Annotated in this window: 8 protein-coding genes; 1 reads left to right on the top strand and 7 read right to left on the bottom strand. The window is 44.8% G+C overall.

Translation table 11 applies throughout. The features are described from left to right. Positions 1-73: 73 nt before the first annotated feature. Positions 74-2,788: a DEAD/DEAH box helicase gene (locus M0413_RS03695; protein WP_069454251.1), complete on the top strand. Its 2,715-nt coding sequence runs from the start codon at positions 74-76 to the stop codon at positions 2,786-2,788. A gap of 80 nt (positions 2,789-2,868) precedes the next feature. On the opposite strand, the gene M0413_RS03690 is transcribed toward M0413_RS03695, so the two are convergent. The 7 genes from M0413_RS03690 to M0413_RS03660 all read right to left on the bottom strand — a co-directional run bounded on the left by M0413_RS03690 (position 2,869) and on the right by M0413_RS03660 (position 15,324). Beyond that, on the bottom strand, positions 2,869-3,633 hold the full coding sequence (locus tag M0413_RS03690; RefSeq protein WP_069454250.1) for a hypothetical protein: 765 nt from the start codon (positions 3,631-3,633) through the stop codon (positions 2,869-2,871). Between the two features lie 248 nt (positions 3,634-3,881). Beyond that, positions 3,882-4,847 (bottom strand): HTH-type transcriptional regulator YidZ, encoded by a 966-nt coding sequence (yidZ, locus tag M0413_RS03685; protein WP_069454249.1) that lies wholly within the window; start codon positions 4,845-4,847, stop codon positions 3,882-3,884. Continuing rightward, positions 4,822-6,012, bottom strand: a complete 1,191-nt coding sequence (locus M0413_RS03680) for an MFS transporter (protein WP_069454248.1) — start codon at positions 6,010-6,012, stop codon at positions 4,822-4,824. The genes yidZ and M0413_RS03680 overlap by 26 nt, the downstream gene beginning before the upstream one ends. Positions 6,013-6,200: 188 nt before the next feature. Then, positions 6,201-9,032, bottom strand: coding sequence for a M16 family metallopeptidase (locus M0413_RS03675; RefSeq protein ID WP_249553206.1), 2,832 nt, complete (start codon positions 9,030-9,032; stop codon positions 6,201-6,203). Between the two features lie 284 nt (positions 9,033-9,316). After that, a complete protein-coding gene (locus M0413_RS03670; protein WP_047536355.1) occupies positions 9,317-9,910 on the bottom strand; it encodes a hypothetical protein in 594 nt (197 codons plus the stop codon). Positions 9,911-10,582: 672 nt separating this feature from the next. Then, positions 10,583-11,512: a diguanylate cyclase gene (locus M0413_RS03665; protein ID WP_218678307.1), complete on the bottom strand. Its 930-nt coding sequence runs from the start codon at positions 11,510-11,512 to the stop codon at positions 10,583-10,585. Positions 11,513-11,517: 5 nt separating this feature from the next. Then, complete coding sequence (locus M0413_RS03660; RefSeq protein ID WP_218678306.1) at positions 11,518-15,324, bottom strand: CHASE domain-containing protein; 3,807 nt, start codon at positions 15,322-15,324, stop codon at positions 11,518-11,520. Positions 15,325-15,553 lie beyond the last annotated feature (229 nt).

Raw genomic sequence — 15,553 nt, 5'->3', positions numbered from 1 at the left:
GCGACAACCTTGTTCGTCTTATACGATTGGGTTACTCTCGCATCGCCAATTAAGCCTTAGGGATGGATAGGGTTTGCAAGGGATTCTTAACTACTACAAACAGTGTTTTCAACACGATAGTGCTGAAATTAACCTGTGGTCTAGCCACAAACTTGCTGAGCAAGAAAAGCTATTGCTCCAAGGAGCAGACGAGTTAAGCAGTGGCTTTCTGCCTCGCTTGCCGGTGCCATTTACTCCCGCCTCGGCATTAATGGCGCGTAGTGCCTTGTATCTACGTGAAAAAGTATTATTGCACTGTTGTCTGTTTTTCTGTGGCACTGTCGAGCTTAATGGCGAAAAACGTAAAGTCGTCACGCCACTGCTGTACCGTGAATGTCAGTTACAGGCCGATGGCGATAACATTTACCTCGAATCTAATAACAGCTTCTCTGGCGGCGGGCTATTCACCATCAACGAAGCCCTGTTAGAAAAATTAGTCGTTGAGGGACACGGCTTAAGTCAAGAGCTACGCGATAATCCAACGGATGTCAGTGGCTGGATAGCTTGGCTGCGGGCAGGCCAAGCCGATGTTGATACCAGTCATTTATTGCATTTTCCCAAGCTGATCGATGAGGCTGAATTCACTCAGCTTAGCCGTAAACGTGGGCAATTTATGGTTAGTCGCAGCCAAATTATTCTTGCAGAGCGTTCGCAGGCCAGTCGCGGCATATTGCACGAACTCGACAATCTCATCACAGCGCCCTCACACTCTGCGCCGCTTCAAGCGCTGTTTGGGCAAGCGCCAACTCGAGATTCAGTTAGTCACAATGTCGACACCCAAGAAGCTTATCTTCCAGGGCTATTAAGCCGCGCGCAAATTCAAGCCTTAAAGGTGGCGGCCAACCATACTTTGGGGCAGATATCGGGCCCACCGGGAACGGGTAAAAGTTACACCATCGCCACCGTGGCGGCGGAGCAGGTATTAAGGGGTAAATCGGTACTTATCGTCGCCCACACCGACGTTGCCGTTGATGTGATTGCCGACAAGTTGCAGCAGCAATTCCAGCTTGGGAGCAGTCTTATTCGAGCTGGCTCGCCGCAGTTTATTAAAGTCCTTAAAAACCAGATAGATGAAATGCTCCATGGCCAGCATCCAGCGACTGATGAAACCATCTCAGATATCCGACTACTCAATGCAAAACAGCAACTTAATACTGTGACTCGCGAGCAAACTAAAATGGAAGCCGGTTTTATACACCATTGCCGCCACGCCATACGTCGCGGCCAAAAACTGGCGACCTTACAACAAGGACAATCACGCTGGCGCTTAGGATTTTACAACTGGGCTTACCGTGCGGGGATCAAACAGTTTGCCCAGCAATGGGATGTGCTCGATAAATTAACCGCCCTTATCGCCCAAAAAGAAGACTTAAGCCTCAAATACTTACAATTGGCCACTCACTATCGATTAAACCAATTGCTCAAACATAAGCGCAGTACGCTGGTGAGTTTTGCCAGTGCACTTCGCGCTCGCCAGTCCGCTAAGCAACTCGACGGCTTCTACAAGACGGATTTTGATGCCTTAAAGCAAACCTTTCCCATTTGGTTATCGAGCCTTGCCAGCTTACATAAAGTGCTGCCCATGGAGCAGCAAATGTTTGATCTAGTGATTATTGATGAAGCCACCCAAGCCAATATTGCCGCCTGTTTACCGGCCTTGCAGCGGGCAAAAGCAGCACTGGTGGTAGGCGACAGTAAACAGCTGCGCCATTTCTCGTTTTTATCCCGTGCAAAACAAACCCAAATCCAGACCCAACTTGGACTTGCTGCGGATTGCCGCGGCCTAATGAGCTACCGTGATGCCAGTATGCTCGACTTAGTATCACAATCCCTTGCGAGCCAATCCCAAGTGGTATTTTTAAATGAGCATTTTCGGAGTAAACCTGAGCTGATCCAATTTAGTAATCAGCAGTTTTATCAAGGTATGCTGAAGATTATGCAGCACAGACCCTGCACAAGTTCAGGGCACTTACACCGAGTCCAGGTGACTGGCAGCCGTGATAGTAAAGGAATTAACGCCATAGAAGCGGAGGCATTAATTGAAAAGTTAGCTCAACTGATTGATGAACAAGAAAATGTATTAGTGCCCGCCAGCATTGGTGTACTCTCCTGCTTTCGCAATCAGGCAGAGTATTTATCCCAGCAAATCCTCGCGCGCTTTAGCGCACAACAACTAGAGCGTCACCAATTACGGATTGCCACACCCTTTGGTTTTCAAGGGGAAGAGCGCGATATTATGCTGCTGTCGTTTAGCATTTCGGCCAACGACAGCCGCGCCGCCGTGTATTTAAATCGCGCCGATATGTTCAATGTCGCCATCACCCGCGCTAAACAAATGCAGTGGCTATTTTTGTCGGTACAAGCGCATGAGCTTCCCAACAATAATTTACTGGCAACTTACTTAGCATCGGCGGGCCAATTTCAAGCGGCACACAATTATGTCGATTCCCTCGATAGCTTCGGTCAGTCAGTGGCACTCGCGATAGAAGAAAAAGGCATAACAGTCTGGCGCGCCTATCATATGGCGGGGCTAGAACTGGATATTCTGTGCCGCTATGGTAACCAATATTTAGCAATAGATTTAATCGGTTACCCAGGGCCTTGGGCGGACTTTTTCGATATTGAACTGTATAAGCTGTTACAGCGCGCAGGGATTAAACTTATCCCCGTCAGCTACGGGCTATGGTGCCAACAGCAAGAATTGTGCATCCAATATATTTGCCAGCAATTGGGTAAAACGCCGCAGTAAGATGTGAGCAATGCAACAACTAAACTCAATCACAACAGCCTTAATCGCTGCGGTTAAATGGGATTGCCCCTCTTCATACCTTATGCGCCTGTCCCCGCATAGTTTTCTTGAACGATTCCCATGGCTGACTGAACGGCAACGCTGTAGTCCTCAAACTTTTGTTTATAAAAGTAGAAAAATGCGACTCCGAACTCAGCTAACTCAATGAATATAAAGTTATTCGTAGAATGGAAAAAATGAAAGTCTTTGTTTGTTGTATGGATAACACAAAGGGAATTAAGCCTATCTACCTTGGATTTCACACTCAATACTTGCAATGCCGAACGAATATTTGAAAATACCTTTGCAGGACTAGTGTCCATAGGACCTTGAAACATTGCTATCGGCATTTTGCCAATGAAAGGAATGTATTCAGCCCCTTTTACCCTATTTAAGTTTCTTCTCAGGTCAAGCACTTGAAATTTATACTCTAATGTCTCTAACCATAAGATAATTAACTCTAAGGTATCTTGGGAGAATTGTTGGTGACTGACATCGACTCTCTGAAATTCATGCTTCAAATGCCTCTCTAAGTAACCAAGTAAATTAGAATTGCAATCTTTGCATGCTGGTAGTGTGGTTTTATTGTACGTTTGAGAAATACCGTTAGTTGTTGTTTCAAAAGTTCGTTTAGTACAACGATTATAGATCCATTGAGGAATCACGTGCTCCCTAGTCAACTGCTCTTGAGAGCCACAAATTATGCATATTTCTGCTGAGTGATCAGCAATGATTGCATCAATCACTTTTATCTTATTTGCTCTAATTTTCTTTCGAAGCTTAATCAGCATTAACTGAATGCTCATTTGAAAAATTACTCCCAACTCACAGGGCACTTAGCCTTTTATTAGTATGCTGTGCCATTACCTTATTTGAACAGCAAAAGCGCGTATAGTTAATTACTTGTAATAAAAGGAACTTACCAGCTTTTGATCACATGCGCCATGCGAAAAACCGTGCAATATTGGATACGAGGGGATAACGATCTGGTTCTAGCCAGTCGTTATGAGTAACTAAAAGCAGAGTATTTGTAGGGCTATGATGGTTAACAGCCTTAATCACACCCTCGCGGCTGATAAATGGCTTTTATCTTGCTTCGCAGCCAAGTGATTTTGGGGTTGTAGCTGTTTCTCTTATGCCAAATCAAGGTAAAAGGAATGGCGAGTTTATTAAGATATTCGCCACTTATCGGGATCGGGCGAGTGACTAAGTCAGGGTGTAATTGGCGGGCATATTGCTCACAATATTGCGGTGCTATTGCCATCATACTGTGGTGAGGCTCTGCAGCGACAAACAGCGACTGCTCAAAACTGGCCAAGGTCAGCACAGTATTACGACTTAACCCAAGCTCAATAAGCACATCATCTAAGGCCCAGGTTTCGCTCTTTTCCCACAAGATATTGATATGCGGGTATTTTAAGAAAGTGTCTATATTCCACTCTTCCTGTAAGGCCGGATGATCTCGATGCAAATACACCTGGGGAAGATCGGTAAATAAAACCTCAAAATCGATAAAATAAGGCAATAAATCAAGGGACTCCTTGGAGCGAGGATGACTTTCTCGGCCAGTAAAACCTATGTCTGCCTCACCGCGAATAATGGCCTCTAGTGAATCATAATCCCAATTGCGCACCTTCACTTTTGCATCAGGGTAGTGTTGGTAAATCGCCTGCGTTAATTGATTAAGCATAATGAGCGATAAAGGTGACTCAAGCATTAGCTCAAAACTGAGCCCTTTTGCCATATCGTTCCCGCGCTTGCCCATAAGCTGTTTGCCCATTTGTAACCAATCGGCTAAGTCATGCTCCATGCTTTGGGCTAATGGCGTAAGCTGCAATCCCTGGGGCGTTTTAATGAATAGTGGGTCGTCAAACCAATCGCGCAATTTCGCCAAGGATTTACTCACGGTCGATGGCGTCACATTGAGCTTTTTAGCGGCCTTAGACACGCTCCGCTCCTGCGATAGCAGCTGAAAAGTAAACAACAGATTGAGGTCAAGCCGACTCAGGGATTTGCTCATTCGCTACCATTTCCGACATTTTAGGCACCGCTAACATTAGCGTGATGCTTACCAGCGCACCAACGCTGAGGATAGCTAATAATATATTAATCGCGCTCACTTCGAGCAGACCCATCACCCAAATATACAACGCAGAAGTACACACTTGGGCAATCCCCAGTAATGAGCTGGCCACTCCTGCCCGAGCCACAAATGGGCTAAGCGCCTGACTCATGGTCACCCCAAATCCAATTGAAAAACCAGAACAAACAAAAGCAAACCCTAAGAGGTTAAATGAATGACTAACCCCGCCCAATTGAGTCAAGATAAACACTAAGGCGGCCGCAAAGAATAACCCTTGGGAGAACAAAATTAATGATTTTTCTTTAAACTGGTTAAGCAAAAAGGGCGTCGAAAATGAGGCTAACATACTCACCAATGCCATCATTGCCATGGTATTGGAATATTGGCCACGGTCAAACCCCATCTGCCCCATAATCAGCATGGGAGACACATTCACATAGCTTAAAATCGTGGTCACACCTAAGGTTGTTATGACCAGGCGACTGATAAAAAAGCCTTGTTTAAAGGATTCCCTTTGCGCACTTGGCAAAGCTTGCGTGTGAAATGCTGCTTTAGAATGGGTTTCACGCAATACCAATAGACAAAGAGCGAATACCAGTAATCCCATCGCCGCCATAGTGTAAAACAAGCTAGGCCATGGAAACTTAAGCATGATTAAGTGGCCAATCACAGGCGCGATCACAGGGATAATACAGGTCACGCCATTCACCATTGAGAGCACTTTGGCTCGGCGTTTATCGTCTAAGACATCACGTAAAATCGCGAACGCGACAACATAACAACAACCCGCACCAATGCCTTGCGCAAAGCGCGCGATTAAAAACAAATCACTGGTTTGCGAACCCGCCGCAAAGTAGGAGGCTAGCGCGAACAGTAAGGCGCCAAAAAGTGTAATGGGTTTACGCCCAATCCTATCGGCTAAACTGCCTGCAAACAGCATAGTCGTCGCCATGCCAGCCAGATACACAGAAAAAGCAATGTGCAGCTGCGCCTCACTCGCCCCAAGTTGACTCGCAATTTGCGGCAACCCGACTAAGTACATATCGATCCCCGTCGGATACATTAGGACTAAGCCAAAACTACATAACAGATATCGAAACATCACATCACCACTCTACAAGAATATGGCGCTTAGCCTAATGCGGGTTTCGCTTAAGCGTGAGTGGCATTTTCGACAACGGTTATTTCCAATTACGACCGACAAATATTTCAATCACCAATAAAAACCAAACCTCTTGTGACACGAGTATCACAGGAGGTAGGTCTTCAGATAAATTGCGGTTTAATGGCTCACGGAGCCGTGACGGGTGCAGGTAAGGTTTCGATAGTTAAACGCCTATCATCCTTGAGGTATTTCTGCGCCAATTGGCTTAACTCGGCGGGCGTGATCTGCTGTACCAACGCCAAGCGTTGGTTAAAGCTCGCAAAACGCTCCGGCTGGCTTTGGGCGGTTGAGGCCAAATCTAACCAGAAGTTATTACTTTGCGGCGCCATCTGCATCCACTCCAGTACCGGCTGACGGGCGCGATTGAGCAAATCCTCACTGATCCCCGAAGGCGTTTTAACCTGCTTAACTGCGGCGGCGTAATGCTTAGCCACCTCAGGCAACATGGTAGTGGTGGTCACACTAAATAGGCCGAGATAACCATATCCCGTTGGATTTAAATCATTATATGAGAATGCAGAAGGCGAATAACTTGCCCCCGCTTTCTCACGCACATTCTCGGTAAGTAAGATGCTTAGTACCTGCTCGAGCAAACCTAAACCCACCAGCTCACGGGGATTGCTCATATCCGCTGTCGGCCACACCTGCGCGAGCGCTGCCATATCGACTTGACCATAATGCGTCAGGCTCATTTGTGCTGGCACGTTGGGAAACACAGGCACGATAGTCTGCCCCTTAGGGATCGGCTGACGGGAAATCGCTCCTAAGGTTTGTGCAACCTCAGCAATGGCTTGGTTTTCATCAAAATCACCCACGATGGCCAGCTCAATCGCCCCTTGTTGCACCGCAGAATGGAAGCTGGGCGCGAGTTCAGCAAACTGACGCTTGAGGATTTCATCAGGGTTGCCATAGCCATAACGTTTGTCGCCATTATGGGCAATTCGCGCAAATTGATTCGAAAACTCCAGTTGTGGATTGCTATGAATGCTCTGCTGCTCGGCAATCACTTGCTCACGGAATAACTGCTCGGCTTGCTTATCCATCCCCGGGTCGACTAGATAAGCCGTTAGTACACCTAATTGGGTGCGAAGCTCGGCAGCATTGGTGCTGATCTCGCCACCAAAACTCTGCTCACGTAAACTCAAACTGACCGAGATATCTTGGCCTGCAAAAATCTCCTGCAAGCTGTCTAAATCGTGAAGTCCCAAACCGCCCTGCACAAAGGCGCTATTAAACAGGTAAGACAAACCATCTAGCTCGGGGAATGGCACCTCACCAAAGCCAATATTGAGACTCACCAACGTCAGCCCCTGATTAAAAGATGTAGGTTTTAAATTGAGACGCACACCGTTAGCAAACTCTAGCTTTCGTATGCCAGTTGTGGCATCGCGCTGCTCGGCAACAATCTGTCCAGCCTCACCAAATTGACTATAGCCAAACTCGGCAATGGCTTTGGTTTCGGGCGCTTTTACGGCTTGCTTTTGGCTCACGTTGTAGGCGGCTAAGAGTTGCTTTTCAATATTTTCAATGGGTTTGTTATTGGTTAGATACAGATAAGGCGTCCCTTCCCAAGTCTGTTTAAACAACTGATGCAGTTTTTGCGGCGTGATACTCGGCATCAACTTTTCAAACAGAGCCAATTGCCACTCTGGCTCCACAGGCACGCGCCTGCTCGCTACCGCACTCACTAAGCTGTCGGCAATGTTCACACTGTGGATAGTGTTACTGCCTGCGGCACTGAGCTGATAGCCCTTGTGAATTCGTTTAAGTTGCTGATCGATTTCTTGTTGGCTAAAGCCAAATTCCAGCGCCTGACGTAGTGTTTGTTCCAACAACGCAAGCCCTTGCTGCCAGTTGTTTTCCTGCGTGCCCAGCGTCATTTGCGTGCCGTAGGCAATATTGTATTGCGGGCCGATTTGTAAGCTCACGCCATACAAACCTTGGCTATGGAGCAACTGTGACTCTAAACGACGATACAAAATACCGTGGGCAATATCTAATAACATCTCCTGCTCACGCAGTGCTGGCGTATCTGGTAGCGGTGTTTGAGGTGTTAACATGCCTAACGAAACCGAGGTTTGCAGGCTTGGATCAAAAAATGCCGCCGCCTCAACAGCGGTTTTAGCCTGCACCACACCGATGGATTGTGCCTTCACCCCAGCAGCCTGCGGCGCGGCTTTCCAGTCGGTAAATTGCTGCTTGATCTTTTGCTCGATACGACCGACATCGATATCACCCACCACGATTAAGGTGGTACGCGATGGCGTATAAAAACGCTGATAAAGGGACAATAACGTTTCACGATTTGCATTTTGAATGCTAGTCGCCTCTCCCACAGGAAAGCGCTGCGACAGCAAGGTTTGCGGCATTAAAAAGGCTAACTGGTGACGATAGTTTTCTAAATCGGCACTACTGCGTTCACGCAGTTCAGACAAGACCACCGCTTTTTCGCGCTCGATTAGCGCGGGGTCAAGCAACAGATTACTGGCGATTTCGCGCATTAAAAACAAGGCGGTATCGACTTTATCTTGGCTATTGCTCGGTAAATTAAACTGATAAACCGTTTGCTGAAATTCAGTCACCGCATTGGTATCAGCCCCAAAACTTAAGCCTAAGCGTTGTAAGGTAGGGATCATCTCCCCCGCCTGGAGTCCCGTAGATCCATTAAACGCCATATGCTCTAAAAAATGCACCAGACCCTGCTCGGCATCTGTTTCCATCACCGAGCCTACATCTACCCGCATACGGACAATCACGGCTTGCTCAGGGGTTTTGTTGTTCACTAACAGGTAGTGCATCCCATTAGCAAGCGTGCCACTGTGCACTCGTTCGCTTAAAGGCAGGTTGGCCGACTCAGGCCATAGAGGCGCTTCAACCGCACTTAATGGTAAAGCCATGCTGATAAGGAACAGCCATAGCCATAGACGTTTAAACTGGATTTTCTTGAAATTGCTCATAAAAATTCACTTTCTCTCCAACATTCGATTCATTAACCGGAGAAAATGCTTACCTCAATACTGATAAATTGACTTTTCACTATAACCACAAAAACGCTTTAAGTCACAAAATCAATACCTTACAGCGTACTTAAAATATCAAAAAACATGCATTAATAGATAAAACGACATTAGAAATTGAAAGTATATGAGGGAAAACTCGTTGTTAACTTTATAAAAAGATATTCCTCTATCGCATATTGTTAATTCAGAACAGGCTTAATTAAAGCCTGTTCTATTCTAAATTAAGCTAGTCTGATTAACACAGTTAATGCATAGATAACCATAGCCCAATAAAAACCAAAAAGAACAATCCAAACCCAATTCAACCAAGTTAAACTTGAATTATCCTCGTAGTCTAAAGGTTCAAGCGCAAAGTTAATTGCTTTTTGAGCTTCATACAATGGATACAAAACGGCTAAAGGTATAACAATAGAAATTAAAATCAAAGATGTCGGTAAAGTCTCAATTTGATTGAGAACACTAGAGACTACGACAAGTAAAACGTAAACTGTCGCCAAAGCAGAATGATTCCAACGATAACTTCTATTATCTTCTTTAATATATTCATTAACATAAACAAACAAAGAGTGTGTAAAAAATACCGTAAAAATGCATCGAGCAATTGGCCATGCATCTAAATCATAATACTCTTTTAATGCCTGCCATTGCTTATAAAACCAGTATATTTGATATAGACCAAAGGTAGCAAAAAACATAATAACAAATTTAGCAAGTGAAACATGAAACAGTGGTACTCTATGAATATTGCTATCTACTGTTATTTGTTTTTCATCGCTCTTTAATGGATTATTTTCCTGACTTATTACATCTTCCATGGAAGAATTCCTTTCTTTTAGTAGTCGTCATAACGTTAATTTATTTTCAAAAGTTCAAGCCCTTTAGCGGACTCAAAAAATCTACCCTAAACCGCAACAACTGTTAACAATTAAGCAAATAAAATTATTCAAAGGAAAGATAAGCCACATATAAACAAAAAGCCCTGCAAAATATTGCAGGGCTTTTAAAAACTATGTTTCCACTGTAAAAGTTGGAAAATTAAAAGGGAAGTATACGTAAAAAAGCAGCAACCACATTCACGAGTGAGTGAGTGAAACGCAAAAAATCAATTAAAAACAATTAACTTACACAAAATCTCATCCTCATTTATTTTTACACTTTACCAAACTATGTCAATATAAAAACATAAATAAGCAAACAAAGGTCTTTTAATCGCTTTATTTTAACACATTTTGCATGGCACCTATAACGCCCAAGACTGCTTTGTGCCAGAAGCGGATATTACAATGTGCAGGTATTAAAGTCCGCTATTAGTCGTTAGCAGAACGTTAGTGTAAGGGCGATGAGCAGCGCAGCGGGTTATGGTCCCAGTATTCTGTGTAAATTATCTTGGCCGGTTTCAATATTATGCTGTAAAAATCATGGTAACAACAGAGTTTAAAATTAATCACTCATAGATAGTAATTTTTTGGTAATAGGTTTGCCAGACCTCACGCTAGTACAACCGAATAGGTATTACGACCACGTTGTTTACTTAAATACAGCTGCTGGTCTGCCAGTTCTATAATATTACTATCGTAGCCTTTCGCTTCATCGGCGACGGCAATGCCAACACTGATGCTCAGTTTGGTGGCGGGAGTTTGGGGGTGTGCGATATCTAATTCCAATACATGATGCAGCATCTTTTTTGCCACGGTTACTGCGCCATTTATATCGGTATCGGCTAGCAACACTACAAATTCTTCACCTCCATAGCGGGCGACCGTGTCAGCCTGTCGCCCGTTATGCTTTAGGGCACTGGCCACTTTACGTAAAGCATCATCTCCTGCTAAGTGGCCAAACGTATCGTTATATTTCTTAAAGTAGTCGATATCAATCATCAATACTGCAAGAGGACTCAGTTTACGTCTATGTTGGGCAAGTTGGATTGATAAAACGTTATCAAAATAGCGGCGGTTATAAATACCGGTTAACCCATCCAGATAAGCGAGAGAACGCAGTAAGTCAGCTTGTCTTTTCAGGGCTAAGTGAGCCTTTACCCGGTTACGTAATGTATTTGTATTAAATGGCTTTTGAATAAAATCGACGCCACCTGCATCCCAGCAGGCATCTTCATCCGTTTCATGCTGCAAGCCTGTGACGAATATGACCGGGATATCTGCCAGTTGTTTATCGGCTTTTAATTGCCTGCATGTTTCTAATCCATCCTGCTCAGGCATTACTACATCTAACAAAATGAGATCAGGCCGACTGTCGTGGCAAACTTTTATTGCCTGTTTGCCGCTTGTGGCCATCAGAATATTGTACTCGTTGCCTAAAACCTGAAAGACAATCTGAATATTAATAGGTTGATCATCGACAACTAAAATGGTTGCAGGGAATTGGCTGATAGCTACATTTGGTATAGTGTCAGCTGACATATAAACTACTCTTTGAATTGACTTAACATTTTATCAACTATCACGACTGCTTGCTCAAAAGTCAAGTTGACTAGAGCCTCTTCAAGCTCTTTATTTAGTTCAGGTGTTTGAGCCTGCAGTGACGGTGCCAATTGCTGATAAAGTGGCAACGCTGCCATGTTGGCAAGATTGAGATGTTGCTTTAGCGTCATTAACTGAGCTGCCTGTTCCGTCCGGCTAACAGGGGCTTGTGCGGTAGCTATTTGCTGTTCCACTTGTAATAATTTCACCAAGTCTGTAGCGGTGTTAAGAGTTAACTTCAGTATATCCAGAACGTTGTTATCTACCTGATAACCGTCATCACTGTGCTCACGCAGCTCATCTTCCAAGCGGGCAGTAAGCTTTGCCAGATTGCTAAAGCCAAGTGTGCCTGCAGCACCTTTTAAACTATGAAACAACAATCGTGCATTACGACGGGTAAGTGTTTTATCCTCTAGTTGTTGTAATGCTTGCCTAAGGTCCTGCTCAAATTGCTTTAATACATTGACATAAATCGTCAGGGAATAACCAAGGCGCTGAACAGCAGCTTCGAGTTCAATATGATGCTGCTGGCAGAACGCTAACGCTGCCTGATCAAAATTCAGGTTTGATTTATTAACTTGTTTGACGTGAGGTGCTTTTTCTGCTTTATGATGGCTGAGAATTTTGGTCGTCAACTCGTTAAGATCAAAAGGTTTTGCGATGTGGTCTTGCATACCTGCTGCCAGGCAAGCGGCTATATCATCAGACATGGCGTGCGCTGTAATAGCAATAATCGGCAGCAACTGATGTCTAGGTAGCTTTCTAATCTCACGAGTGGTTTGATAGCCATCCATTCCCGGCATTTGTATGTCCATCAGTACCATATCAAAGTGCTCTGCCGTACTTTCCAGCATCTCTAACGCTTCCTCACCGCTGCTAGCAATTTTGATGGTCGCCCCTAGTTGCTGCAGTAACTCACTGGCAACCAGCTGGTTCGTCAAATTATCTTCTACCAGCAGTAAGGATATTCCCTGCAATGGCAGCTCGTGCGGGAGGGGGGAGGTCGGGAGCGACAGGTCGAGATCGCCAAAAACAACACTCTTTACTGCCTGTAACATCATATTTTTTGTAACAGGTTTAATTAAAAATCCATCCAGATAGCGCTCATAATCGTTATTTTGCTCATCGAGCAGTTCTTTTCCATGAGCGGTAATCATTACAATCAGTGAAACCACGCTACTATGCAATTCCCGTAGCTCGCGAGCGAAGGTTAGGCCATCTTTACCCGGCATACGCCAGTCTACGAAAACGACATCATAGCGAGTACTATCGCGGTGGGCTTGCTTGACTAATAGTGACGCCTCTTGCGCATCGGACGCAATCTTTGCCTGCCATCCCAACGAGACCGCAATACCTTGTAAAATTATTCGCGCACTGTCGTTGTCATCGACAATCAACACGCTCAACTTTTCATTACTACGAGTAAACGTTTGAGAGTTTTGGATCGCCCTCTTCTCCGCATTGCGTACGACGACGTTAAAGCTAAAGGTACTTCCACAACCAAATTCACTCTCTACGCCGATTTCACCACCCATCAAATTCACCAAGCGCTTACTGATGGCTAAACCTAAACCTGTCCCGCCATAGCGACGACTTATTGAAGAATCTGCTTGTTGAAAACCGGAAAAAAGAGCGTTCTGTTGCTCCAGCGTGATACCGATCCCAGTATCTTTAATACTGAAAGACAAGTTAATCTCGCCCTCTGGCAGTGATTGAGACCTAATTGAGATGAGTATTTCACCCTTATCAGTAAATTTTATGGCATTGCCGACCAGATTTATCAGGACTTGTTTAATACGGAAACTATCACCTAACAAATGCTCAGGCACATCCGCTGTGACATCGTATAGCACTTCCAATCCTTTTTGCTCTGCACTAGATGAAAAAACAAGGCCGATATCCTGCAGCAAATCCGTCAAACTAAATGGATGCGGGTCTAGCTCCAACTTACCGGCTTCAATTTTTGAGAAATCCAGAATATCATTTAACAAGGTAAGCAAAGACTTAGCTGCACTATAGGCTTTTTCTATATAGTCGGCCTGGCGTTGATCCAGCGTGCTGTTGGCTACCAATTGTAATAATCCCAGAACTCCATTCATCGGCGTGCGGATCTCGTGGCTCATATTTGCCAAAAACTCAGATTTTGCTTTATTAGCAGACTCAGCTTGTTCTTTTGCTTGTGCCAGTTCCGCTTCGTATTTAAGTTGTTTAGTTAAATCAAACGCGATACCAAGAAAGCCTGCTAGCTGACCTTGCTCATCTTTTAGTGCACTGAGATTTAGTTTTACTTGCACCTGTTCACCGGTTTTTGTCAGGTAGGTCCAGCGCACATTATCCGTTTGCCCCAGACGCGCTTTCGCTACAAGGGTTTCAAAACCGACCGCGATGTTGCTACCGAGCTCAGTGGTCAGCTTAGCGGCATGGTGCTCCACTTCTGCGGGCAGATGAAAAATAGACGGGGTTTGTTGGAAAAGGACCTCCTCTGCGCGATAGCCTAAGAGTTTTTCTGCTGCTGGATTAAAGGCCGTAATAATGCCTTCTTCATCGGTAGCGATAATGGCGTAGCCCGCGCTGCTAAGAATACTGCGCTGCAAGATATTAACACGTGAAATCTCCGCCGTTCGCAGTGCGACCTGCTGTTCAAGCTCAGCATTCGCTTTTAGTAAAGTTTGCTCTGCAATACTTGCCAGCTCCTGCTTATGACGGATTAACTGACTTCTGCGCATTAACATAAGTTGCAGTAGATACACGCCAAAGGCCAGGATGGTACTGACTGCCATTACTTCAAAAAATAAGCTGGTGCCAGAGCGCAGTTGCAGTTCATTAATAAAGCGATTGGTTGGCGTAAGCGACAGCTGCCATTGGCGGCCAAATACAGAGAGATTTAATTTATGTTGTAGAGCAGCGTCGTAAGTGTCTTTCACTTCTTGGCTGAAGAACTCGATTGGCGTTTGTTCGGTAATGTCACTGATTTGCAGAAAGACATCGTTTTCCAGACCAGCAACTGAATTAAGGACGTCGTTAATCAGGATTGGGGCGTAACTCCAGCCAAATAAATGTTCAAGCCGTTGCCGACTATCTTGTGGCACGGTTGTTGTTTTATATACCGGCATTAACATTAAAAAACCCTGTTGAGCTCGCTCATTTGCTTGTACTAAGGTAATGGGCGCTGTTAACCTCACATCGTTATTGAACGCCGCATCTAATGCTGCCTTGCGGCGCATTGCTTCGGAACCAATATCAACCCCCACGGCCTCTCGGTTGTTTTGCTCAGGTTCAATATAGGTGATCACAAAAAGGCTATCTTGGTGTGGCGTAAGCTGCCTGATTTGGAAGTTGTAGCTTGGTCGCTCGGCAGCCATCCGGTCTAGAAATGCCGCAGTTTGGTTTGGTTCAACTTTGATGATTAAACCAAAACCATGAGCCCCTGGAAACTCCCTTTTATAGTCTCGCACTTGCGTATAGACCTGCATATCGTTGTAATCAAAATGCTCAGGGGATAGCGACATTACTGCACCACGGGTGCCGCGCAAACCATATTGATACAGCGTGACCTTTTCCTGAACCCCTTCTGCAATTAGATTTAACCTGACAGTAACCGCATCACTAATTCGCTTTGCTTGGGTTTGTTGTTGCTGATCTACCATGGATGTTGCCACAAAGTAGCCAATAACTAATAACCCTAACGGTAGCCATAATGACATTAACCAACTGCGTAATGAAAATTTGGGAACAGAGATAAGTGACTTCATTTAATGCTCAGGAGGCTCCGATTGATATAAAAAGGGTAGGGCCGATAATTTAGATGGAAAACCAAAATCAAATTCAGAAACAATCCAGCAACTGATTTGCCTGTAGGACTCGCTCATTATGAAACAGTCGCACCAGCGCGCCGTGTTTTTAAAACAAGTTGAGCCAACCAGTAAATTAGAAACTTATTAAAAATATCAATCTAAGCTCAAAAAGCAAAACTTTCAAGTT

This window comes from Shewanella sp. 8A, from assembly GCF_023475945.1.
Classification (GTDB): domain Bacteria; phylum Pseudomonadota; class Gammaproteobacteria; order Enterobacterales; family Shewanellaceae; genus Shewanella; species Shewanella xiamenensis.
The sequence above is the reverse complement of the archived record's forward strand: the minus strand, read 5'-3'. Positions and strand labels throughout refer to the sequence as shown.